This is a genomic window from Micromonospora sp. WMMD734 (assembly GCF_049178975.1).
Lineage (GTDB): Bacteria > Actinomycetota > Actinomycetes > Mycobacteriales > Micromonosporaceae > Micromonospora > Micromonospora wenchangensis.
On record NZ_JBMHMK010000001.1, the window covers coordinates 5532723 to 5555524 of the forward strand.

General features: G+C 73.2%; 22 protein-coding genes. 13 read left to right on the top strand and 9 right to left on the bottom strand.

From position 1 onward, the window contains the following. Window positions 1–20: 20 nt before the first annotated feature. From purB to ACN267_RS23890, 4 genes are all read right to left on the bottom strand, one after another. Entirely contained in the window at window positions 21–1445 is a 1425-nt protein-coding gene (purB, locus tag ACN267_RS23875; protein ID WP_421489693.1) for an adenylosuccinate lyase, read from the bottom strand. Between the two features lie 111 nt (window positions 1446–1556). Then, a complete protein-coding gene (locus ACN267_RS23880) occupies window positions 1557–2162 on the bottom strand; it encodes a hypothetical protein (protein ID WP_204958519.1) in 606 nt (201 codons plus the stop codon). A gap of 166 nt (window positions 2163–2328) precedes the next feature. After that, entirely contained in the window at window positions 2329–3042 is a 714-nt protein-coding gene (locus ACN267_RS23885; protein ID WP_421489694.1) for a GntR family transcriptional regulator, read from the bottom strand. A 19-nt stretch (window positions 3043–3061) separates the two neighbouring features. Continuing rightward, complete coding sequence (locus ACN267_RS23890; RefSeq protein WP_421490484.1) at window positions 3062–3574, bottom strand: GntR family transcriptional regulator; 513 nt, start codon at window positions 3572–3574, stop codon at window positions 3062–3064. A 178-nt stretch (window positions 3575–3752) separates the two neighbouring features. Between ACN267_RS23890 and ACN267_RS23895 the strand changes: the two genes are divergently transcribed. After that, window positions 3753–4100: a hypothetical protein gene (locus tag ACN267_RS23895; protein WP_307821179.1), complete on the top strand. Its 348-nt coding sequence runs from the start codon at window positions 3753–3755 to the stop codon at window positions 4098–4100. Next, window positions 4058–4561 (top strand): hypothetical protein, encoded by a 504-nt coding sequence (locus ACN267_RS23900; RefSeq protein WP_421489695.1) that lies wholly within the window; start codon window positions 4058–4060, stop codon window positions 4559–4561. Before ACN267_RS23895 ends, ACN267_RS23900 begins: the two co-directional genes overlap by 43 nt. A gap of 27 nt (window positions 4562–4588) precedes the next feature. Here ACN267_RS23900 and ACN267_RS23905 read toward each other — a convergent pair whose 3' ends face one another. Further along, complete coding sequence (locus ACN267_RS23905; protein WP_204958515.1) at window positions 4589–5881, bottom strand: acetyl-CoA C-acetyltransferase; 1293 nt, start codon at window positions 5879–5881, stop codon at window positions 4589–4591. Between the two features lie 56 nt (window positions 5882–5937). On the opposite strand from ACN267_RS23905, the gene ACN267_RS23910 reads away from it, so the two are divergent. The 7 genes from ACN267_RS23910 to ACN267_RS23940 all read left to right on the top strand — a co-directional run bounded on the left by ACN267_RS23910 (window position 5938) and on the right by ACN267_RS23940 (window position 13324). After that, window positions 5938–7371, top strand: a complete 1434-nt coding sequence (locus tag ACN267_RS23910) for a 3-oxoacyl-ACP reductase (protein WP_281901410.1) — start codon at window positions 5938–5940, stop codon at window positions 7369–7371. A 218-nt stretch (window positions 7372–7589) separates the two neighbouring features. Then, a complete protein-coding gene (locus ACN267_RS23915; RefSeq protein WP_421490485.1) occupies window positions 7590–8504 on the top strand; it encodes a MaoC/PaaZ C-terminal domain-containing protein in 915 nt (304 codons plus the stop codon). 82 nt (window positions 8505–8586) lie between these two features. Continuing rightward, window positions 8587–9339, top strand: coding sequence for an NUDIX hydrolase (locus ACN267_RS23920; protein WP_421489696.1), 753 nt, complete (start codon window positions 8587–8589; stop codon window positions 9337–9339). After that, entirely contained in the window at window positions 9336–10379 is a 1044-nt protein-coding gene (locus ACN267_RS23925) for a serine/threonine protein kinase (RefSeq protein ID WP_421489697.1), read from the top strand. Before ACN267_RS23920 ends, ACN267_RS23925 begins: the two co-directional genes overlap by 4 nt. A gap of 9 nt (window positions 10380–10388) precedes the next feature. After that, complete coding sequence (locus ACN267_RS23930; protein WP_421484966.1) at window positions 10389–11348, top strand: hypothetical protein; 960 nt, start codon at window positions 10389–10391, stop codon at window positions 11346–11348. Beyond that, complete coding sequence (locus ACN267_RS23935; RefSeq protein ID WP_421489698.1) at window positions 11345–12658, top strand: adenylosuccinate synthetase; 1314 nt, start codon at window positions 11345–11347, stop codon at window positions 12656–12658. Before ACN267_RS23930 ends, ACN267_RS23935 begins: the two co-directional genes overlap by 4 nt. A 48-nt stretch (window positions 12659–12706) precedes the next feature. Then, window positions 12707–13324: a DedA family protein gene (locus tag ACN267_RS23940; protein ID WP_204958509.1), complete on the top strand. Its 618-nt coding sequence runs from the start codon at window positions 12707–12709 to the stop codon at window positions 13322–13324. A gap of 33 nt (window positions 13325–13357) precedes the next feature. On the opposite strand, the gene ACN267_RS23945 is transcribed toward ACN267_RS23940, so the two are convergent. Beyond that, window positions 13358–13996, bottom strand: coding sequence for a TetR/AcrR family transcriptional regulator (locus ACN267_RS23945; protein ID WP_204958508.1), 639 nt, complete (start codon window positions 13994–13996; stop codon window positions 13358–13360). Between the two features lie 78 nt (window positions 13997–14074). Here ACN267_RS23945 and ACN267_RS23950 point away from each other — a divergent pair, with 78 nt between their 5' ends. From ACN267_RS23950 to ACN267_RS23960, 3 genes are all read left to right on the top strand, one after another. After that, the gene (locus tag ACN267_RS23950) at window positions 14075–14527 is read left to right on the top strand and encodes an SCP2 sterol-binding domain-containing protein (RefSeq protein WP_204958507.1); all 453 of its coding nucleotides are present in this window, start codon (window positions 14075–14077) and stop codon (window positions 14525–14527) included. Between the two features lie 2 nt (window positions 14528–14529). Further along, entirely contained in the window at window positions 14530–15744 is a 1215-nt protein-coding gene (locus tag ACN267_RS23955) for an acyl-CoA dehydrogenase family protein (protein ID WP_421489699.1), read from the top strand. Window positions 15745–15894: 150 nt separating this feature from the next. Then, window positions 15895–17460 (top strand): AMP-binding protein, encoded by a 1566-nt coding sequence (locus ACN267_RS23960; RefSeq protein ID WP_421489700.1) that lies wholly within the window; start codon window positions 15895–15897, stop codon window positions 17458–17460. Window positions 17461–17569: 109 nt separating this feature from the next. On the opposite strand, the gene purD is transcribed toward ACN267_RS23960, so the two are convergent. From purD to ACN267_RS23975, 3 genes are all read right to left on the bottom strand, one after another. Then, window positions 17570–18820: a phosphoribosylamine--glycine ligase gene (gene purD / locus ACN267_RS23965; RefSeq protein WP_421489701.1), complete on the bottom strand. Its 1251-nt coding sequence runs from the start codon at window positions 18818–18820 to the stop codon at window positions 17570–17572. Between the two features lie 376 nt (window positions 18821–19196). Continuing rightward, complete coding sequence (locus ACN267_RS23970) at window positions 19197–20123, bottom strand: type IV toxin-antitoxin system AbiEi family antitoxin domain-containing protein (protein WP_421489702.1); 927 nt, start codon at window positions 20121–20123, stop codon at window positions 19197–19199. A gap of 213 nt (window positions 20124–20336) precedes the next feature. Beyond that, complete coding sequence (locus ACN267_RS23975) at window positions 20337–21626, bottom strand: adenylosuccinate synthase (protein WP_204958502.1); 1290 nt, start codon at window positions 21624–21626, stop codon at window positions 20337–20339. Between the two features lie 123 nt (window positions 21627–21749). Between ACN267_RS23975 and ACN267_RS23980 the strand changes: the two genes are divergently transcribed. Next, window positions 21750–22763 carry a hypothetical protein gene (locus tag ACN267_RS23980; RefSeq protein WP_421489703.1) on the top strand — a complete coding sequence of 338 codons (1014 nt, stop codon included), beginning with the start codon at window positions 21750–21752 and terminating at the stop codon, window positions 22761–22763. The last annotated feature ends 39 nt before the right edge of the window (window positions 22764–22802 follow it).

Consider the following 22802-nt stretch of genomic DNA (forward strand, 5'->3'; position numbering starts at 1 on the left):
GGGAGGGCGGAAGGGAGGGGTTAGAGGATGGGGGGTGGGGAGTAGGTGGCGGCTTCGGGGTGGGCGGTGACGACCGTGGTGATGCGTCGGGTGATCGCGTCCACCTGGGCCTGGGCGGCACCGGTGAAGGTGGCGGGATCGGCGACCAGGGTGTCGATCTCGCTGCGGGTGAGGCCGAGGCGGGAGTCGGCGGCCAGCCTGTCGAACAGGTCGTTGTCGGGGGCGCCCTTCTCCCGCATCGCGAGCGCCACGGCGACCGCGTGCTCCTTGATCACCTCGTGGGCGACCTCCCGGCCGACGCCCCGGCGTACCGCAGCGACCAGGATTTTGGTGGTGGCCAGGAAGGGCAGGAAGCGCTCCAGCTCGCGGCTGATCACCGCCGGGTACGCCCCGAACTCGTCGAGCACGGTGAGGAAGGTCTGGAACAGCCCGTCGGCGGCGAAGAAGGCGTCCGGCAGGGCCACCCGGCGGACCACCGAGCAGGAGACGTCCCCCTCGTTCCACTGGTCGCCGGCCAGCTCGCCGACCATCGACAGGTAACCGCGGATGATCACCGCGAAGCCGTTCACCCGCTCCGACGACCGGGTGTTCATCTTGTGCGGCATCGCGCTGGAGCCGACCTGGCCCGGCTTGAAGCCCTCGGTCGCCAGCTCCTGACCGACCATCAGCCGGATCGTGGTGGCCAGCGACGACGGCGCGGCGGCCACCTGCGCGAGCGCGGAGAGCACGTCGAAGTCCAGCGAACGCGGGTAGACCTGCCCGACGCTGTCCAGCACCCGGGCGAAACCGAGGTGACCGGCGACCCGACGCTCCAGCTCGGCGACCTTCTCCGCGTCCCCGTCGAAGAGGTCGAGCTGGTCGGCGGCGGTGCCGACCGGGCCCTTGATGCCGCGCAGCGGGTAGCGGCCGATCAGGTCTTCCAGCCGCTCGTACGCGATGAGCAGTTCCTCGGCCGCCGAGGCGAAGCGCTTGCCCAGCGTGGTGGCCTGCGCGGCGACGTTGTGCGACCGGCCGGTCAGCACCAGGCCGGAGTGCTCGTGGGCGAGCCAGGCCAGCCGGGCCAGCGCGGCGACCACCCGGTCCCGGATCAGCTCCAGCGAGGCGCGCACCTGGAGCTGCTCGACGTTCTCGGTGAGGTCGCGTGAGGTCATCCCCTTGTGCACGTGCTCGTGCCCGGCGAGCGCGCTGAACTCCTCGATCCGGGCCTTCACGTCGTGCCGGGTGACCCGCTCCCGCCCGGCGATCGACGCCAGGTCGACCTGGTCGACCACCCGCTCGTACGCCTCGACCACGCCGTCGGGGACCGCCACGCCGAGGTCCCGCTGGGCGCGGAGCACGGCGAGCCAGAGCCGCCGTTCCATCCGGACCTTCTCCTCCGGGGACCAGAGGGCGACCAGTTCGGGTGAGGCGTACCGGTGGGCGAGCACGTTCGGGATCGTCGTCACGTACCTCATTCTCGCCTACCCGACGACCGTCGACCTGGGCGGGCCGACCAGGGGCGGAGCAGGCCCGCCCGGCGGGGGTCGGCCGGACCGCTCGGGCCACGGAGTTCGGCGTCAGACCTTCGGGATGTCGTGCACCGGGGCGGTGACCACGATCGTCTTCGTCTGCTTGCCGTGCGCGTTGCGCGCCGTCAACGTGTACGTGTGCCGCTGGACGTCACCGTCGCCACCCGAGCACGGGAAGGTGAGCTCCTCACTGCCGGTCGACGGGTAGTCGTCGCGGTAGACGCCAGGGCCGTCGACCGACAGGGCCACCGAGGTCGCGTTGCCGACCTGCCACTCCATCCGCACTCCGCTGCCGGGGATCGGGTTGACGGTGGTGCCGGCCGGACAGCTCGGCTTGCGGGTGACCCGGAAGGAGCTGATGGTGGGGCCGTTCGCCTTCGTACCGGATTTGTCCCCGCCGCTGTCCCCGCCACCGCCGGCCGTGGGGCTGCCGGTGGGGTCGGCCTCCTGGATCCCCACGCCCGGGGCCCCGCCGTCGGTGACCGTGCCGGTGTCGCCGGAGCCGGTCCTCGCGTGGCCGGACCCCGCCGGACCGCCAGCCGTCCCGACCCCCGGGGGTCCCTCGACGCGCGGCGTGGTGGCGGCGCAACCGCCGGCCGCGAGCACGCCGGCAAGGGCAACGGCAGCGGTACGCAGCAGGGCACGACCAGGCATGACACTCCTCCACGGGGCACCGCCACCGGGACGTCCGGGCCGGCTGACACCACCGTAGGAAGCCCCGGCAACACCGCCCTGAGCTGCGCGAGCGCCGAGTGTCCGACCACAGTGGTCAGCAGACGCACGGGCCCTGCGCACGTACCCCGGCGAGTATCGAGGACCGTCAGATACGGAACCCGTAACGAAGCTCGTGCAGATGACTTCCCTTGATCAGCACCGACGCCTCGACGGGCTGTGTGGTCGCGGTACGGACCACCCGCAGTTGGCGCAACACAGGTACGTACGGCGGCAGCGCCAGCCTCTCCACTTCCTCGGAGGTCGGCATGCGGGCCGACACGTGATCGACCACCTCGTACTCCGGATGGCCGAGGTCCGCCAGGACCCGGGCGGCTCCACCGCTGATCTTGCGGCGTTCGGCGAGTTCGGTGCCCCGCGCGATCGAGGCCGGATAGTACGACCAGCACAACTCCGTCGGCTCCCCGCCGTGCAGCATCAGCCGCTGTCGGAGCACCACCGTGTCGTCGCTGTCCAGCGCCAGTAGCCGCACCACCTCCGGGGAGGGCTCCACCTCCTCGACGGCGAGCAGACGGTAGTTGATCCCGCTCGGCCGCGGCACCAGGTACGCCGAAGCCTCCATGACAAGAGGCTGGCGGTCACGTACGTAGACGCCTCTGCCCATCTCACTGCGCACCGATCCCTCCGCCTTCAATGCGGCAAGCGCCCGTTGGACAGTTGCCGTGGCAGCGGCATACCGCGTCGTCAAGGTGGGGATCGACGGCAGTTGAGAGCCGGCAGGAAGATCGCCAGACATGATGCGGGCCCGAAGGTCGGCCGCGATCTGTTCATGCCGAGGACGGCCGTCGCCTTCGCTGGCCATGTGCCGCTCCCTCGATCCGCTATTCGACGATCAGTTCGTACCGTAGGCGCCGGCCCTGCGGCACCATCGTCATGACGCTCAACTCGATAGGCACGCCCTCGGCGGTGCTGAGTAGCCGGGTCAGCCCGAGCACCCACTCTCCGGCCGCCAGCCCGAGGGCGCTCCGCTGGGATTCGGTGGGCTGCCGGGTGTAGACGTCCTCTGTGACCCGCCCGGGACGATAGCCCAGCTCGGCGAGCAGGCTGACCGCTCCTCCCCGAATTTTGCGGGGCTCGCTCAAGGCAGTGCCACGAGCGATCGAGGCCGGGTAGTAAGAGTCGGTCAACTCGACGGGTTGCCCGTCGAACATCATGAGCCGCCGTCGAACGATGACCGGCGTGTCGGCATCCACCAGCAGCGCTTCCGCCACTTCAGCCGCTGGCGGCATCTCCGCCACCTCCAGCAGTTTCTGGGTGCCGAGCCCGCCCTGCTGCGCCGCCTCGGCAGCCCACGCGTCCCCACCTTCGCGCGATCGAGGCGTCACGTAGGGCATCGAGACACTGATCCACTCGGGGTGACTCACCTTCGGCTCCTCTGCACCAGCACTGGCCAAGGGTAGTTCAGCAGAAACGATCCACCCACCCATCCTTGTTGCCTTATTGGATAGGCAGTAAGGTTGTCGACGCCAGTGAAGCTGCCCTGCGTGCATCCGCGAACGACAGGAGTGGAAGTTGGGCGTCTATCGGTCGACGAACAGCCACGTGTGGCACCGAGACGAGGCGGCGGCGGTTGCCGCACACCACATCCTCGACAGCCACGTGCCCGATCCGGACGAACACCTCTGCCTGGTCTGCCTGGTACCAGGGCCGTGTCAACCGGCGAATGCGGCGGCGAACCGTCTGGTCGAGCTGGGGCGGCCGGTGCTGTCGCCCGATCAGCCTCGTCGGCGAGCCGGCTGGCGGGGCTGGTTCGGGCCACCGCGACAGGGCACGCCCCGGCAGGCACCACTACTGACCTTCGCCTGGGTGCTCCGCCTGTGCGCAGCCGCCAATGGGCCGCACTGCTCGGTGTCATCATGACCGCCCGGCCGGTGGTCCCGTTCGGGATCGGCGACGTGGTGACGGTGGCCGAGCAGCACTACTGCTACGGGCTCGGCACCCTGACCCTACGGATCGTGGAGGTGGGCCGCCGGGAAGAACACAGCGACGGCCTGTGGATCCGACTGCGTGGCGTCGAACTACGTCATCCGTCCGGGGCACGGCAGCGGCGGGTGCTCGCCCGCCTGGGGGCGATCCGGATCCTGCCGGTGCCCGCACTGGGTGCTCACGTACCGGCCCGTCCCAGCTGGCAGTGCACCGGATGCGGCGAGCCCTGGCCCTGCCGGGTCCGGCGCGACCGGCTACTCGGCGAGTACGCGGACGATCGCGCCGCCCTCGGCGTCTACCTCGGCCTGCAACTGGTCGAGGCGTTGACGGGCCTGAGCCGGCAGCCGGCGGGCGACCTGCACACCCGATTCCTCGGCTGGCTGCGAACGAGGTGAGCCGGTACGGCAGCGGGCAGCGCCCACTCAGCGTTCCAGGATGGCGGTGACGCCCTGCCCGCCGGCCGCGCAGATCGAGATCAACCCCCGGCCGCTGCCCTTCTCGGCGAGCAGCTTCGCCAGGGTCGCCACGATCCGGCCACCCGTGGCGGCGAACGGGTGCCCGGCGGCCAGCGACGAGCCGGTGACGTTGAGCCGGTCCCGGTCGATCGCGCCCAGCGGGACGTCCCGCCCCAGCCGGTCCTTGCCGAACTCCGGCGACTCCCAGGCCGCCAGGGTGGCCAGTACCTGCGACGCGAACGCCTCGTGGATCTCGTAGAAGTCGAAGTCCTGGAGGGTCAACCCGGCCCGGTCCAGCATCCGGGGCACCGCGTAGGCGGGGGCCATCAGCAGCCCCTCGTCGCCGTGCACGAAGTCGACCGCCGCCGTCTCCGACCAGGAGAACCAGGCCAGTACGGGCAGCTGGTGCTCGCGCGCCCACTGCTCGGAGGCGAGCAGCACGGTGGACGCGCCGTCGGTCAGCGGGGAGGAGTTGCCGGCGGTCATGGTGGCCTGCTCGGCGTCCGGGCCCCGGGTGCCGAAGACCGGCCGCAGCGCGCCGAGCTTGTCCAGGCTGGTGTCGGGGCGGAGGTTCTGGTCCCGGGTCAGCCCCAGGTAGGGCGTCATCAGGTCGTCGAAGAACCCCCGCTCGTACGCGGCGGCGAGGCGCTGGTGCGAGCGCAGCGCCAGCTCGTCCTGGGCCTGCCTGTCGATCTGCCAGCGCAGCGCCGTACGGGCGGCGTGCTCACCCATCGACAGTCCGGTACGGGGCTCGGCGTTGCGCGGCAACTCGGGTCGGAACGGCTGGTGCGGACGGAGCTTGGCGGCGATCTTCAACCGCTCGCCGAGGGTCCGGGCGCTGTTGAGCTTCAGCAGGGTGCGGCGCATGTCCTCGTTGATCGCCAGCGGCGCGTCGGAGGTGGTGTCGACGCCACCGGCGATGCCCACGTCGAGCTGCCCGAGGGCGATCTTGTTGGCGACCAGGATCGCCGCTTCCAGGCCGGTGCCGCAGGCCTGCTGGATGTCGTACGCGGGGGTGTGCGGGTCGAGCTTCGAGCCGAGCACCACCTCCCGGGTCAGGTTGAAGTCCTTCGCGTGCTTGAGCACCGCCCCGGCCACCACCTCGCCGACCCGCTGCCCGGCCAGCCCGAACCGGGCGACCAGCCCGTCCAGCGCCGCGCCGAGCAGGTCGGCGTTGGATGCGCTGGCGTAGCGGGAGTTGGACCGGGCGAAGGGGATGCGGTTGCCGCCGATGACCGCGACCCGCCGGATGCTCTGCACGATCCCGCCTCCGTTTCAGGACTTGCCCACAACCTACTGACCAGTAGGCTACGCCCATGACCGACAGGTACGCGAGCTTCGTCCAATCGGGGGCCGGCCGCGCGCTGGTCAAGCGCCTCGGGCTGCCCGACCCGCCGCGACTGCGCCGGCACACCCCCGGCGACCCGTTGCTGCCCGGCCCGGTCCTGCTCGGCGCGGCCACCGGCGGACGGCTCACCGAGCCGGTCACCGCCATCCTCACCGCCGCCGGGGTCGACGTGCGCACCGGCACCGGCACCACGCCACCCACCGCCGGGCACGACGACGCCGCAGCCGACGGACCCGCCGGCCGGAACGAGCGGGCGGGGAACGGCGGCGCACCGGCCGGCCGGTTCGGCGCGCTGGTCTACGACGCCACCGGCATCACCGACTCCACCGGCCTGCGTCAGCTCTACGACTTCTTCCACCCGCAGGCCCGCTCGGTGCTGCCCAGCGGTCGGGTGATCGTGCTGGGCACCCCGCCGGCCGGGTGCGGCTCGCCCCGGGAGGCCACCGCCCAGCGGGCCCTGGAGGGGTTGACCCGCAGCATCGGCAAGGAGTTCGGTCGCGGCGTCACCGCCCAACTGGTGTACGTCACCCCGGACGGGGACGCCGGCACCCCGACCAGCCTGGAGGCGACCCTGCGGTTCCTGCTCTCCGGCCGTTCCGCGTACGTCTCGGGGCAGGTGGTCCGGGTCGGCACCGGGCCGGCCGCCGTACCGGCGGACTGGGACCGGCCGCTGGCCGGGCAGGTGGTGCTGGTCACCGGCGCAGCCCGGGGCATCGGCGCGGCGGTGGCCCGGGTGCTGGCCCGCGACGGCGCGCAGGTCGTCGCGCTGGACGTCCCGGCGGCCGGCGACGCCCTCGCGGCGGTCGCCAACGAGATCGGCGGCACCGCCGTACAGCTCGACCTGACCGGCGCGGACGCCCCCACCCGGCTCGCCGACCACCTGGCCGACCGGCACGGCCGGGTCGACGTGGTGGTGCACAACGCCGGCATCACCCGGGACCGGACGCTGGGTCGGATGGACGCCGACCGGTGGGACGCGGTGCTCGACGTCAACCTCTCCAGCCAGGAACGGATCAACGACGTGCTGCTGGAGCGGGGGCTGATCCCCGGGGGCGGACGGCTGGTCGCCGTCTCGTCGATCGCCGGGATCGCCGGTAACCGGGGGCAGACCAACTACGCGACCAGCAAGGCCGGGGTGATCGGCTTGGTCGACGCGCTCGCCCCGGCGCTGGCCGGGCGGGGAATCAGCGTCAACGCGGTCGCCCCCGGGTTCATCGAGACCCGGCTGACCGCCCGCATTCCGCTGGTGATCCGGGAGGCGGGCCGCCGGATGAACAGCCTCGCGCAGGGCGGCCTGCCGGTGGACGTCGCCGAGACGATCGGCTGGTTGGCCTGGCCGGCCTCGGCGGCGGTCAGCGGTAACGTGGTCCGGGTTTGCGGCCAGAGTCTGCTGGGGGCGTGATGGCACGGCGCAGGAACCGACCCGGGGACCCCGACGACGGCGAGCTGTCGGTCAACGACCTGATCGACGGGCCGACCGAGGTCATCTCACCGGCCGCGCTGGCCGCCGCCCGCGCCGCCGGCCCGGACCGCAGCGTCGACGAGACCCACGACCTGTCGGCGTACGCCACCGGAGGGCCGGGGGCGTCCGAGGATCCGCCGTCAGCCGCCACCACCGACCTGTCGGCGTACGCCACCGGGGGTCCGGCGGGCCCGACCGGCGGGGACCCGGCGGCGCGGACCGGGCGGGCCCGGGTGGAGTTGCCCGGTCTGCCCAGGCCCGGCGTGCTCTACCGGCGGGCGTTGCGCGACGCGCTGCCCGGCATCGGCCGGTCCCGCCGGCCGGACGCCGCACCCCCGGTCGAGCTGGCCGTCGCCGGCGTCGCCGTCGATCGGGCCCACCTGGCCGAGTACGACCGGGTGTGTGGTTTCCGGTTGGCCGACGCGCTGCCGGCGACCTACCCGCACGTGCTGGGGTTCCCACTGGCGTTGCGGTTGATGACCCTGCCGGAGTTCCCGTTCCCGCTGGCCGGGGTGGTGCACGTGGGCAACCGGATCACCGTGCGCCGGCCGGTTCCGGCCGACGTGCCGTGGGACTTCGTCGCGTACGCCGAGAATCTGCGGCCGCACGCCCGGGGTCGGCAGGTCGACGTCGTCCTGGTCGGCTCGGTCGGCGGTGCGGAGGTGTGGCGCGGGGTGTCGACGTACCTGGGTCGGGAGCGCGGGGCCGGAGGCGTCGGGCGGGATCCGGGTGAGCGGCCCGCGCCGCCGGCCGCCACCGCGCACTGGCGGCTCACCCCCCGGGTGGGTACGGACTACGCCCGGGTCTCCGGGGACCACAACCCGATCCACACCTCCCGGTGGGGGGCGCGGCTGTTCGGGTTCCCCCGGCCGATCGCGCACGGCATGTGGAGCAAGGCCCGTTGTCTGGCCGCGGTGGAGAGCCGGCTGCCGGAGGCGTACACGGTGGAGGTGGCGTTCAAGCTGCCGGTGCCGTTGCCCTCGACGGTGGCGTTCAGCGCCGTCCCGGGCTGGGACTTCGCCCTGCACGATGCCCGGACCGGCCGCCCGCACCTGGTGGGCACCGTCCGCTGAACGACGCACGGCGGTTGCCCACCGCCGCTTCGTGGGCTAAGTTGTTCTCAGATCGAGTAATTCTCAACCTGAGAGGGACGCCGTGAACGAGCAGGAATTCCTCGCCGGATACGACCCCAGCGCCTACCCCGCGACCGCGATCACCGTGGACGTGGTGGCGCTGACCATCCGCGAGGGCGCGCTGCACCTGCTGCTGATCCGGCGTGCCCAGCCCCCCTTCCAGGGGCACTGGGCGCTGCCCGGCGGGTTCGTCCAGCCCGACGAGGACCTCGCCACCGGGGCCCGCCGCGAGCTCGCCGAGGAGACCGGCCTCGGCGGCGACCGGCTGCGCCGCGTCCACCTGGAACAGCTCGCCAGCTACGGCGCGCCGGAGCGGGACCCCCGGATGCGGATCGTCTCCGTCGCCCACCTCGCCTTCGCCCCCGACCTACCCGACCCGGTCGCCGACAGCGACGCCGACGAGGCCGGCTGGCTGCCGGTCACCGCCCTGCCCAGCCGGCAGCTCGCCTTCGACCACGCCCGGATCGTCGACGACGGGCTGGAACGGGCCCGCTCCAAGCTGGAGTACACCCCGCTGGCCACCCGCTTCCTCGGCCCCGAGTTCACCATCGCCGAGCTGCGCGGCGTCTACGAGACGGTCTGGGGCCACCCGCTGCACGCCGGCAACTTCCACCGCAAGGTGCTCTCCGTCCCCGGCTTCGTCGAGAGCACCGGCGTCAACACCGAACGCGGCGGTGCCCGGGGCGGTCCGCGCGCCCGGCTCTACCGGGCCGGCGACGCCCGGCTGCTGCACCCGGCGCTGCTGCGCCCCGCCCGGGAGGAGACCATCAGGTGAGGACCGACGAGGCGATCCGACTGGTCGCCGCAGCCCGCACCGACGCCGACCTGTTCGGCGTCGACACCCCGGCCCGGCGCTACCGCGAGCTGGTCGCGGCCCTGCACCCCGACCGGCTGGGCACGCTCGACCATCGGGTACGCGCCGCCGCCACCGACGCGTTCGTCCAGGTCACCACCCGCTGGCAGGCCACCCGTACCCCCACCCCCGGCGACCCGACGACCACCGCCGGTCGGCCGGCACCGGACGGCGGCACCGACCCCGCCACCGTCGTGCTCGGCGGGTACCGGCTCGGGGCGCTCGCCCACGCCGGTGACCTCGCCGACCTCTACGACGTCGGGGCGGACCGGCTGCTCAAGCTGCCCCGCGACCCGGCCGACAACGACCTGATGGCCCGCGAGGCGTACGCGCTGCGGCAGATCGAGGACCGGGGCGACCCGCGCCACCTGCCGTACGTGCCCCGGCTGGTGGACAGCTTCCGGCACCGCGACGCCGTCAGCGGGGCGGAACGTCGGATCAGCGTGCTCGCCGCCGTACCCGGGCTGCACGACCTCGACGCGGTACGCCGGGCGTACCCCGACGGGTTGGACGCCCGGGACGCGGCCTGGATGTGGCGGCGGCTGCTGGTCGCCCTCGGCCTGGCCCACCGGGCCGGCGTGGTGCACGGCGCGGTGCTCCCCCGGCACGTGCTGATCGAGCCGGACGCGCACGGCGTGGTGCTCGTCGACTGGTGCTTCTCCGCCGTCGACGGCGGCACCGTGCCGGCGCTGGTCCCCGGCCACGAGGACTGGTACCCGCCGGAGGTCACCGCGCGGCGACCCGCCGGCCCCGGCACCGACCTGGCGATGGCCGCGACGTGCATGAGCTGGCTGATGGGCGACCGTGCCCCCCGTGAACTGCGCGCCTTCGCCGACGGCTGCCGCCGCCCGGCGCTGGCCGCCCGACCCGACGACGCCTGGCGACTGCTCGGCGAACTCGACGAGGTGCTCGACCGGCTCTACGGGCCGCGCACCTTCCGACCGTTCACCCTCAACCCCTAGGAGGCTGCCATGGGCAGCGGAATCTGGTCCACCGACGTGTACGACGCCGCCGACCGCTACCGGAAGAAGAAGGGCAAGAGCGCGTTCTCCTACAGCGACAGCGGGGCGCGGACCGTGCACCCGGCGCTCGACCCGCGCGGCGCGGTGCGGGAGAGCCGGGACTCGGCCGAGCACCCGCAGTCGACACCCATCGCGGTGCTGTTCGACGTGACCGGCTCGATGGGGCACGTGCCCCGCACCCTCCAGGCCAAGCTGCCGCAACTGCTCGGGCTGCTGCTGCGCCAGGGCTACGCCCGCGACCCGCAGGTGCTGTTCGGCGCGATCGGCGACGCCACCTGCGACCGGGTGCCGTTGCAGGTGGGGCAGTTCGAGTCGGACAACCGGATGGACGACGACCTCGGCCGGATCGTGCTGGAGGGCGGCGGCGGCGGTCAGATGACCGAGTCGTACGAGCTGGCGATGTACTTCATGGCCCGGCACACGGTCACCGACAGCTGGGAGAAGCGCGGGCGGCGCGGCTACCTGTTCATCATCGGCGACGAGCTGGCGTACCCCCGGGTGAACCGGCGGGAGGTGAGCCGGCTGATCGGCGACGACCTCGGCGAGGACGTGCCGCTGCGGCAGATCGTCGACGAGGTGACCCGCCGCTGGGACACCTACTACCTGCTCCCCGCCGGCAGCCACTACGCCGGCAACGCCACGGTGCTCGACTTCTGGCGGGACCTGCTCGGGCAGCGCGCCGTCGTGCTCGACGACCTGGACGCGGTCTGCGAGACCATCGCGCTCACCGTCGGCCTCGGCGAGCAGGCCATCGACCTGGACGAGGGGCTGCGCGACCTGGACCGGGCCGGTTCCACCGCCGGCCGTACCGTGTCCAAGGCGCTGGCCCCGCTGGGCGGCGGCCGGCGGGCCGAGGTCTCCACGCTGCCGGCCACGTCGCGCCGGGCCGGTGGGGTGACCCGGCTGTGACCGCCCTCCCCGACCCCGGACAGGCCGGCCGGCACGTGATCGTGGTCGACCTCGGTTACGGCGACGCCGGCAAGGGCACCGTCGTGGACTGGCTCTGCGCGACCCGCCACGTGCACACCGTGGTGCGGTTCAACGGGGGTGCGCAGGCCGCCCACAACGTGCTGCTGCCCGACGGCAGGCACCACACGTTCGCCCAGTTCGGGGCGGGGACGTTCCGTCCGGGGGTGCGTACCCACCTGGCCCGGCAGCAGGTGGTGGACCCGCTGGCGCTGGCCGCCGAGGCCGACCACCTCGCCTCGGTCGGGGTGCCCGACGCCCTCGACCGGCTGACCGTCGACGGGGAGGCGCTGCTGGCCACGCCGTACCACCGGGCCGCGAACCGGCTCCGGGAGATCGCCCGGGGGGCCGCCCGGCACGGCTCCTGCGGGCTGGGGGTGGGCGAGTCCGTCCGGTACGGGCTCGCCCACCCCGACGAGGCCCCCCGGGTGGCCGACTGCCGGGACCGGGAGCTGCTGCGCCGCCGGCTCACCGCGCTGCGGGACCGGTTGACCGCCGAACTCGGCCCGCTGGACGCCCCACCGGTGGCGGACTGCCTGCCGGCGTTCACCGGCTTCGCCGACCGGGTGGCGATCGTCGACCGGTCGTACCTGGCCGGGGTGTTGCGGGCGGGGACCTGCGTCTTCGAGGGGGCGCAGGGGGTGCTGCTGGACGAGTGGCACGGCTTCCACCCGTACACCACGTGGAGCACCACCACCTTCGCCAACGCCGAGACGCTGCTCGCCGGGGCGGGGGCGGCCGGGTCGGCGTACCGGCTGGGGGTGGTGCGGACGGTGACCACCCGGCACGGGCCCGGTCCGCTGGTCACCGAGGACCGGACGCTGCCGTTGACCGACCCGCGCAACCCGACCAACCCGTGGCAGGGCCGGTTCCGGTTCGGCCACTTCGACGCCGTCGCCCACCGGTACGCCCTGGACGTGGCCGGCGGGGTGGACGGCCTCGCCCTCACCCACCTCGACCTGACCCGCCCCGACCCGGCCCGACCGGCGCTGAAGCTGTGCCGCCGCTACGAGGGCGTCGACCGGTTGCGTCCCGGCCCACCCGGTGACCTGGACCGGCAGGCGGCCCTCACCGCCCGCCTGCTGACCACCCGGCCGGTGTACGACGCCCCGCCGACCGACTGGCCGGCGGCGGTGTCCGAGGCGCTGGCCGCCCCGGTGGTGCTCACCTCGCACGGCCCCACCGCCGCCGACAAGCGGGAGCACCGCCGGTCGGCCGCCGGTCCGCTGCCGGTTCCCCGGCGGGTGGCCTGATCCGGCGACTGGGCCCCCCGCCGGGGGCCCAGCGTCGAGCATGAGGGCATGCAGTCGGTGCTCGACCTGCTCCACCACACCGTCACCTCGCCCTGGGTGTACCTGGTGATCTTCGTGGTGACCGCGGTCGACGCGTTCTTCCCGGCGGTGCCGGGCGAAACCGTCCTGATCACCGCCGGGGTGTTCGCGGCCAGCGGCCACCCGAACCTGGTGGCCGTGATCGCGGTGGCGGCCCTCGGCGCGCTCGCCGGCGACCACGTGTCGTACGGCATCGGCCGGGGCGGCGGCGCGGAGCGGCTGGCCCGGCTGCCCGACGGCAGCCGCCGCCGCAGCGGCTCGGACTGGGCCCGGCGGGCGGTGGACCGGCGGGGCGGCTCGATCCTCACCACCTCCCGCTTCGTGCCCGGCGGCCGGACCGCCGTCACCCTGACCATGGGTGCCGTCCGGTATCCGCTCCTGCGCTTCCTGGTGTTCGACGCGGTCGCCGCCACCGTCTGGAGCCTGTACTGCGGGCTGCTCGGCTACTTCGGTGGGCTGGCCTTCGAACGCGATCCGCTCCGGGGGCTGCTCGTCGGCGTCGGGCTCTCGCTGGCCGTCACCGGGGTGTTGGAGCTGGTCCGCTGGTGGCGTCTGCGGGCCCGTCGCCGCGCCGCCGCCCACCGCTGACCCCTCGGAGCCGGGACCGGCGGGCGGGGGCGGTCAGTCCGCCGGGGGTCGCCAGGTGACGCCGTCGAGGAGCTGGGCCGCGCCGAGCCAGGCGACGTTCATCATCCGGGTGGCGGTTTTCTCCGGCTCGGCCTCCGGGTGGTCGGCGAGCCAGTCGGCCAGCGACTCGCTCGCGCCGACCAGGGCGTACGCGACGACCTCCAGTTCGGTGCCGGCGACCTCCCGGCCCCGGGCGCGCAGCGCGTGGTCGAGCATCCCGGCGACGACGTCGACGAGCCGGGCGCGCATCGCGGCCAGCTCGGCGGCGAACGGTTGGGAGCCCCGGGCCTGCCGGTAGAGCACGGCCCAGCCGTCGCGGTGCGCCCCGACGAAGCCGAAGAAGGCCCGCAGGCCACGCCAGAGCCGCTGGTCGGGTGGGAGGTCGGGGGCGGCGGCCCCGGCGATGGCCAGCATCATCCGGGCGGTCTCCCGGTGCAGGCAGGCGACGAAGAGTTCCTCCTTGGTGCCGAGGTAGGCGTAGACCATCGGCTTGGAGATGCCCGCGTCCTCGGCGATCTCGTCCATGCTGGCGGCGTGGAAGCCGCGTCGGGAGAAGACCTTGACCGCCGCGTCGAGCATCTGCTGCTCGCGTACGGCCCGGGGGAGGCGCTTGAAGCTCGGCGTGCTGGACACCCTTGCGAGCATACCTACTCGTGCGTAGGGTTACGCGGGAGTAACCAGAACCGGCCCGTCCCGAGAGGTGCAACTTCCATGACTGACTTCGACCCGGCCAACTTCGCCAACTACGGCCCGAAGGAGTTCGCCCAGCTGGTCAAGTCCACCCCGGATGACAAGATCGCCGAGGTGATGTCCGGAGACCTGCGCGGCAAGGTGCTCAGCGAGGTCTTCGGTCGGATGCCGCAGATCTTCCGCGCCGACCGCGCCGGTGCCACCAGCGCCGTCATCCACTGGAACATCACCGGCCGGCCCGACGGTGGCAGCGACACCTACGAGATCGTCATCGAGAACGGCACCTGCACCGTCTCGGAGACCCCCACCCGCGACCCGAAGCTCGCCCTCACCATGGGCCCGGTCGAGTTCCTGAGGATCGTCTCCGGCGGGGCCAACCCGGTGATGATGTTCATGACCGGCAAGCTCAAGGCCAAGGGCGACCTGGGCCTGGCCGCCAACATCGCCAACCTGTTCGACATCCCCAAGGCCTGACGATGGCCGAGTTCTCGCTCGACCTGAACGAGGAACAGCGGGACCTGCGGGACTGGGTGCACGGCTTCGCCGCCGAGGTCGTGCGCCCGGCCGCCGCCGAGTGGGACGCCCGGGAGGAGACCCCCTGGCCGGTCATCCAGGAGGCGGCGAAGATCGGCCTGTACGGCTTCGAGTTCCTCGCCACCTGCTGGGCCGACCCCACCGGGCTGTCCCTGCCGATCGCCAGTGAGGAACTCTTCTGGGGCGACGCCGGCATCGGGCTCAGCATCTTCGGCAGCTCCCTCGCCGTCGCCGCCATCTACGGCACCGGCACCCCCGACCAGATGGTCGAATGGGTGCCGCAGTGCTTCGGCACGGCCGACGAACCCGCAGTCGCCGCGTTCTGCACCACCGAACCGGAGGCCGGCTCCGACGTCTCGGCCATGCGCAGCAGAGCCGTCTACGACGAGGCCACCGACGAGTGGGTGCTGCGCGGGCAGAAGGCGTACGCCACCAACGGCGGGATCGCCGGCGTGCACGTGGTCACCGCCTCCGTCGACCCCGAACTGGGCTCCCGTGGGCAGGCCGCGTTCGTCGTACCGCCGGGGACGGCCGGGCTGCACGCGACCCGCAAGCTGAAGAAACTCGGACTGCGCGCCTCGCACACCGCCGACGTCTTCCTCGACGACGTCCGGGTGCCCGGACGCTGCCTGCTCGGCGGCAAGGACGCGCTGGACGAGCGGCTGGCCCGCGCCCGGTCCGGGCAACGGGCCAGCGGCCAGGCCGCGATGCGCACCTTCGAGCTGTCCCGGCCGACCGTCGGCGCACAGGCGCTCGGCGTCGCCCGCGCCGCCTACGAGTACGCCCTCGACTACGCCAAGGACCGGGTCCAGTTCGGCCGGCCGATCATCGAAAACCAGGCCGTCGCGTTCGCCCTGGCCGACATGAAGATGGAGATCGACGCCGCCCGGCTGCTGGTCTGGCGGGCCGCCTGGATGGGCCGCAACAACCGGCCGTTCACCGCCGGCGAGGGCTCGATGTCCAAGCTCAAGGCGGGCGAGGTGGCCGTCGCGGTGACCGACCGCGCCGTGCAGCTCCTCGGCGGGGCCGGCTTCCTGCGCGACCACCCGGTCGAACGCTGGTACCGGGACGCCAAGATCTACACCATCTTCGAGGGCACCTCCGAGATCCAACGGCTGGTCATCTCCCGCGCCATCTCCGGCGTCCAGATCCGCTGACCGTCGCCACCGGTCGACCGCCCGGTCACCGCCCGTCCATCACGGGCGACGTCGACTGGGCGGACGGCCGGCGACAGCGCATGATCGGAAAGGAATCCCTGGTGAGGGCCCCGGCTGGGCCCCACGTCGTACCCCGAAGGAGGTCGCCGGATGGACCTGCCGTTCATCGTGGCCACACTGACCAGGCGGGGACTGCTCACCCCCGGACGCCCCGTCCGGGTCGCCTCGCAACTCGCCGCGCTGCGCCGGTGGGGCTGGGGCATGGCCGGCGAACTGCGGCAGGCCGCCGCCCGGGACCCGGGTCGCATCGCCGTCGTCGACGAACACGGCCACGAACTCACCTACCGGCAACTGCTCGACCGGGCCGAACGGCTCGCCCGGTCGATGCGCAGCGTGCTCGGCGTACAGACCGGGGACCGGGTCGGGCTGCTGTGCCGCAACCACCACGGGCTCGTCGAGGGCATCGTCGCCGCCACCCTGATCGGCGCCGACGCGGTGCTGGTCAACGCCGGACTGTCCACCGCACAACTCGCCACCGTCGCCGAGGAGCAACGGCTGCGGGTGCTGGTGCACGACACCGAGTTCGCCGAGCGGGTCCTCGGCGTCCCCGCCGAGGTGCAGCGGGTCGACGAACCCGGCCTCGACGCCCTGATCGCCGCCGCGCTCCCCGCCGACCGGCTCACCCCGCCCGCCCACGACGGCCGGACCATCGTGCTGACCTCCGGCACCACCGGCACACCCAAGGGCGCCCGCCGGCCCGTCCCGAACGGTTTCGGCCCACTGGTGTCCATCATCGACCGCATCCCGCTGCACACCCACGACACCGTGCTGATCGCCGCCCCGATCTTCCACACCTGGGGATACGCGGCACTCCAGGTCGCCTTCGCGCTGCGCGCCACGATCGTGCTGCACCGCCGGTTCGACCCGGCCGCCACGCTGGACGCGCTCGTGACCCACCGGTGTCAGGCGCTGTTCGCCGTACCGGTGATGGTGCAGCGCCTGCTCGACGTGCCGCCGCCGGAGCCCCGACCACCGCTGAAGGTGGTCGCGGTCAGCGGCTCGGCGCTGCCCGGCGGCCTCACCACCCGGTTCATGGACACCTACGGCGACGTCCTCTACAACCTGTACGGCTCCACGGAGGTCTCCTGGGCCGCCATCGCCGGCCCCGCCGAGCTGCGCCAGGCCCCCACCACCGCCGGTCGCCCCCCGCACGGCACCCGCCTGGAGATCGTCGACGACGACGGGAAGCCGGTGCCGGCCGGGCGGGTCGGCCGGATCCTCGTCGGCAACGAGATGCTGTTCGAGGGCTACACCTCGGGGGCCCGCCGGGAGACCCACGACGGGCTGCTCGACACCGGTGACCTCGGCCGGGTCAACGCCGACGGGCTGCTCTTCGTCGACGGCCGGGCCGACGACATGATCGTCTCGGGTGGGGAGAACGTGTTCCCGTCCGAGCTGGAGGACCTGCTCGCCCGGCTGCCGCAGGTCCGCGAGGCCGCCGTGCTCGGCGTGCCCGACCCACAGTACGGGCAACGGCTCGCCGCGTTCCTCGCCCTGCACCCCGGCGAGACCCTCGACCCCGAGGCGGTACGCGAGTACGTCCGGCGCTACCTGGCCCGGTTCTCCGTACCCAGGGATGTGATCTTCGTGAAGTACCTGCCGCGCAACGCCACAGGCAAGGTGCTCACCCGCGAACTCCGCCGCTACTACGGCTGACCTGTGCCTGACCGTGTCGGGCGACGGTCCGCGGTGGGCCGACCACTGCGCCGGGAACGATCCGCCGCGCTCAGCGTCGGTGACTCCCCGGCCATTACACCGACGGCGGTCAGTCCGGAACGGTGATCCGGCCGTCGATCGCGGTGGCGGCGATGTCGTTGCGGTGGTGCGAACCGGCCAGCTCGATGCCGCGTACCAGGGCGTAGGCGGCGTCGCGGGCGGCGGTGAGGTCCGGGCCGGTGGCCGTACCGCAGAGCACCCGGCCGCCGGCGGAGAGCAACGCGCCGTCGGCGGTCCGGCGGGCGGTGCCGGAGTGGATGACACCCGGGTGATCGGCGCCGGTGATCACGTCACCGGTACGCGGAGTGGCCGGGTAGCCCTCGGCGGCGACCACGACGGTCACCGCCGCGCCGTCGCGCCAGCGCAGCGGCGGGTGCGCGGCCAGCGTGCCGGTCGCGGCGGCGTGCAGCAGCCCGGCCAACGGGGTCTCCAGCAGCGCCAGCACCACCTGGGTCTCCGGGTCGCCGAAGCGGGCATTGAACTCGATCACCCGGGGGCCGGCGGCGGTGAGCGCCAGCCCGACGTAGAGCAACCCGGAGAACGGGGTGCCCCGGCGGCGCATCTCGACCAGCGTCGGGTGGACCACGTCGGCCAGCACCTCGTCGACCAGGCCCGGCGGCGCCCACGGCAGCGGCGCGTACGCCCCCATGCCGCCGGTGTTCGGGCCGCTGTCGCCGTCGCCGGCCCGCTTGAAGTCCTGCGCCGGCAGCAGCGGCAGGGCCGCCTCACCGTCGGTCACCACGAACAGGGACACCTCGGGGCCGGACAGGTACTCCTCGATCACCACCCGGCCGCACTCCTGCGCGTGCCGCAGCGCGACGTCCCGGTCGTCGGTGACCACCACACCCTTGCCGGCGGCCAGCCCGTCGTTCTTCACCACGTACGGCGTGCCGAACTCGTCCAACGCCCGCCCGACACTGTCGGCATCGGTGCAGGTGTACGCGCGGGCGGTCGGCACCCCGGCCGCCGTCATGACCTCCTTGGCGAAGGTCTTGGAACCCTCCAGCCGGGCCGCCGCGGCCGACGGGCCGAAGACGGGGACGCCCTTGGCGCGTACCGCGTCGGCGACCCCGGCGACCAGCGGCGCCTCCGGCCCGATCACCACCAGGTCGGCACCAACCTCCACGGCCAGGCCGGCGACCCCGGCCGGATCGACCGGATCGACCTGCCGCAGCTCCGCCACACCCGCGATCCCCGGGTTACCGGGCGCCGCGAACAGGACCTCGACAGCCGGATCCTCGACCAACCCCAGCGCGAGCGCATGCTCCCGCCCGCCACCACCCAGAAGAAGTACGCGCACGGCGACGAATCCTACCCACCACCCCGCCCCCGCCCCCGCGCCGTCCCGCCCTGCCCCGCCCCGCCCCGCCCCGCCCTGCCCCGCCTCGCCCTGCCCCGCCCTGCCCCGCTGATCAAGAGGTTTGCGTCACGTTGAAGATCGACTTTGACGCAAACCTCTTGATCAGCTGACGCAAACCTCTTGATCACCGTCCGAGGGGTCAGGGGTCAGGGGTGAGGCGAGGTGGAGGCGGGTTGAGCTGGGGCGGGGCGGCATGCCGGGGCGGTGCCGGGCCGGGCTATGCCGAGACGGGGTAGAGCGGGATGGGATGGGGCAATGCCGAGACGGAGCGGTGCCGGGACGGGGCGGTGCCGGGACGGGGCGGGGCGGGGCGGGCCTAGGGGCGGGAGCGGCCGAAGGCCATCGCCTGACGGACGGTGTGCGGGATGTAGTCCGGGCGCAGGGCGTCGGACCAGGTGAACCGGAGCACCCGCCAACCCGCGTTGACCAGGCGATTCTGCCGGCGTCGGTCGGCGAACAACGCCTCCGGGGTGCCGTGTGGGCCGACCCCGTCGGCCTCGGCGATCAACCGTGCCGCCCGCCACCCGAGGTCACCGATGCCGAGCAGGTGACCGTCCCCGTCCCGGACCTCCTGTTGGAGCACGTCGGGCGGGACACCGCCGTCGACGCAGCGCAACCGCGACCAGGTCTCCAGCGGTGACTGGGCGCGACCGTCAACTTCGGCGAGGTGGCTGCGGGCCGCGGGGGCACCCCGGCGACCTCGGACGAGCGACGGCACGGTGGCCAGGTCTTCCGGGGTGACGAGCCCCCGGTTCAACGCCGAGTCGAGCACGGACACCGCCGGGTACCGGTCGAGCCGGAGAATCATGTCCGTCACGGTGCGCAAGGGTGAGGTCGTGGGGATGCCTGCCACGTCGACGAGGTCACCCGGGGCGACGGTGAACTGGTGGACGACGAGCGTGGGGTCGGTGTGCCGTTGCGGCCGGGGCTGGTCCACCGGCACCGACACGTGGACGGCGGGTCGGCGCGGCCCGGCGATGTCGTGCAGCGCGAGGGCGCTGTCGAGGACGGCGAAGGCTCCGGTGCCGAGGCTCGTCACCGTCGCCCGGATGCGGGCCCGCCAGGCGACCGGGTCCGGTTGTTGCCCGGCGGGGGCGTAGCAGCCACGGGACAGTCGCGTCCACCGCCCGGAGCGGCAGAGTTGCCGGACATGGTCCCGGGTCAGCCCGGCCGCGAGGGCCTGCGTCATGGTGACCATGCCGTCCTGCCCGAGGGCGATCCGACGGAGAATGTCGAGCGGCATCACCCCACCACCCTCACGCCCCACCCACTCCCACTTCCACCCCTGTGGATAACCCTGTGGACAACCCTCGGGTTTCCACAGCTGATCAAGAGGTTTGCGTCACCGGAAGGCGAATCCGTGACGCAAACCTCTTGATCACCGGGGCACAGCGGGACCGGGCACAGCGGGACCGCGCGCAGCGCAGCGCGGGGCAGCGCGGGGAAGCGGGGACCGTCAGGGGAGGAGGGGGTGGCGGACGACGTTCTCCTCGCGGCCGGGGCCCACACCGACCACGCTGACCCGGGTACCGGTGATCTCCTCGATGCGGGCGATGTAGCGGCGGGCGTTCTCCGGCAGCTCGTCCTCGGTGCGGGCCTTGCTGATGTCCTCCCACCAACCGTCGTGCTCTTCGTAGATCGGGGTGGCGTGGTGGAAGTCGGTCTGCGTCATCGGCATGTCGTCGAAGCGCTCACCGTTGATCTCGTACCCGATGCAAAGCGGGACCTTGGGCAGGCCGGTGAGCACGTCCAGCTTGGTGATGACCAGGTCGGTGACGCCGTTGAGCCGGCAGGCGTACCGGGCCACCACGGCGTCGAACCAGCCGCAGCGGCGTTCCCGGCCGGTGGTGGTGCCGTACTCGTGGCCGACCTTGCGCAGGTGCTGGCCGTTGTCGTCGAACAGCTCGGTCGGGAACGGGCCCGACCCGACCCGGGTGGTGTACGCCTTGCTCACCGCGATCACCTTGTTGATCGCGGTGGGCGGGATGCCGGCACCCACGCACGCCCCACCGGCCGTCGGGTTCGACGAGGTCACGAAGGGGTACGTGCCGTGGTCCATGTCGAGCATGGTGGCCTGGGCGCCCTCCAGCAGCACCGTCTCGCCCCGGTCCAGGGCGTCCCAGAGCATCACCCGGGTCTCGGCGATGTACGGCCGCAGCCGCTCCGCGTACCGCAGGTACTCCTCGACGGTCTCCTCGACGTCGATCGCCTTGCGGTTGTAGACCTTGAACAGCAGCTGGTTCTTCTCGCGCAGCGCGAGTTCCAGCTTCTTACGCAGGATGCCCGGGTCGAGCAGGTCCTGGAGCCGGATGCCCATCCGGGCGACCTTGTCGCCGTACGCCGGGCCGATGCCGCGCCCGGTGGTGCCGATCCGGGCCGAGCCGAGGTAGCGCTCCACCACCCGGTCCAGCGCCCGGTGGTGCGGCATGATCAGGTGCGCGTCGCCGGAGATCCGCAGCCGGGACACGTCCACCCCGCGCTCGGCGAGCCCGTCGATCTCGGCGAGCAGCACCTTCGGGTCGACCACCACCCCGTTGCCGATGACGATCATCGCGCTCGGGGAGAGCGCGCCTGACGGCATCAGGTGCAGCGCGTACTTCTGCCCGTCCGGCGTGATCACCGTGTGGCCGGCGTTGTTGCCGCCGGAGTAGCGCACGACGTAGTCGACCCGCTCACCCAGCAGGTCGGTAACCTTGCCCTTGCCCTCGTCGCCCCACTGAGCACCGATGAGCACGATCGCTGGCATCTTGTCCGCCTCCAGAAGGCTCGGGTGCCAGGTGGCGACCGGTTGGCGAGCCCGGGGTGTCAGGCTAACAAGTAGAAACGGCGTGGCCGGCAGGGGTTCACGTCGCAAGGCAGGAGGCCCGGAGTGTACGACGTGGTGCTGCTCACCCTCGGCTCCGAGCGGGACGCTCCCGGCGGGGGCTGCGGCAGCGGCGACGCCTGCTGCGGCGGTGCTCCGGAGGCCACCGGGAAACCGGCCGCGCCGCCGGACGGACAGCGCTGCGAGACGCCGCGCGTACCGGTGCTGGCCTGCGCGGACGCGCTGACCGCGCGGGGTGCCCGGGTGGAGACCGTCGTCGCCCGCTCCGACGCCGAGGTCGACGAGGTGCTGGTCCGGCTGGACGCCCCGGCCCGCCCCGACGGCCTCGCCTGGCCCGATCCGGACAGCAAGACCAGGCTGGTCGTCGCCGTCGCCAGCGACGCCCAGTTGCGCGCCGTCGTGCGTCGGCTCGTCCGCCGGTACGCCCCACCGCCGAGCCGTCGTCCCGCCGAGTTGGCCGGCAACCGTACGGTGCCCGACCTGCCGCCGATCGGCGTACTCCCGCTCGATCCGGCCCGGGGTGGCCCGCACCGGGACCTGGCCGCGCAACTCGGCCTGCCCCGGGACCCGGCGGCGGTGGCTGCGGCCGTGCTCGACGACGGGGTACGCCGGCTCGACCTGCTGCGCAACGACGGTGGTTCGGTGACCCTGGACGGGGCGCTGCTCGGTGCCACCGACGAGGCGGGCCGGCCGCTGCACTGGCGGGGCCGGGTCGAGGTGGACGACGCGGTGCTCTCCGACGGTGCGGACCCGATCCTGGCCTGCGCGATCGGCAACGCCGGCGGTTACGCCACCCTCGACTCGCTGCCGCTGCTCACCGCCGGCGACCCGGCCGACGGTCGGGTGGAGGTCGCGGTGGCCGTTCCCGTGCCGACCCGCCCGACGTTGGGTAGGAAGAAGAAGATCCGGTACGAGGTCCGACGGGCCCGGGGCCGGGCGGTGGCGGTGATCCCCCGGGACGAGCGGGTGCCCTTCCTCGACGACGGCGTCGAGGGTGAGCTGAGCCGCAAGCGGTCCTGGTGGACCGAGCCCGGGGCCTGGGCGGTCTTCACCGGCTGACTGTTCCCCGCATCCGTCACCCGGCGTAACGGGAACGGG

Bases quoted from the DNA above. Each gene is read 5' to 3' on its own strand.
- ACN267_RS23880 (WP_204958519.1), bottom strand. From the start codon at position 2,162: ATGCCTGGTCGTGCCCTGCTGCGTACCGCTGCCGTTGCCCTTGCCGGC.
- ACN267_RS23885 (WP_421489694.1), bottom strand. From the start codon at position 3,042: ATGGCCAGCGAAGGCGACGGCCGTCCTCGGCATGAACAGATCGCGGCC.
- ACN267_RS23890 (WP_421490484.1), bottom strand. From the start codon at position 3,574: ATGCCCTACGTGACGCCTCGATCGCGCGAAGGTGGGGACGCGTGGGCT.
- ACN267_RS23910 (WP_281901410.1), top strand. From the start codon at position 5,938: ATGACCGACAGGTACGCGAGCTTCGTCCAATCGGGGGCCGGCCGCGCG.
- ACN267_RS23930 (WP_421484966.1), top strand. From the start codon at position 10,389: ATGGGCAGCGGAATCTGGTCCACCGACGTGTACGACGCCGCCGACCGC.
- ACN267_RS23940 (WP_204958509.1), top strand. From the start codon at position 12,707: ATGCAGTCGGTGCTCGACCTGCTCCACCACACCGTCACCTCGCCCTGG.
- ACN267_RS23950 (WP_204958507.1), top strand. From the start codon at position 14,075: ATGACTGACTTCGACCCGGCCAACTTCGCCAACTACGGCCCGAAGGAG.
- ACN267_RS23955 (WP_421489699.1), top strand. From the start codon at position 14,530: ATGGCCGAGTTCTCGCTCGACCTGAACGAGGAACAGCGGGACCTGCGG.
- ACN267_RS23960 (WP_421489700.1), top strand. From the start codon at position 15,895: ATGGACCTGCCGTTCATCGTGGCCACACTGACCAGGCGGGGACTGCTC.
- ACN267_RS23970 (WP_421489702.1), bottom strand. From the start codon at position 20,123: ATGCCGCTCGACATTCTCCGTCGGATCGCCCTCGGGCAGGACGGCATG.
- ACN267_RS23975 (WP_204958502.1), bottom strand. From the start codon at position 21,626: ATGCCAGCGATCGTGCTCATCGGTGCTCAGTGGGGCGACGAGGGCAAG.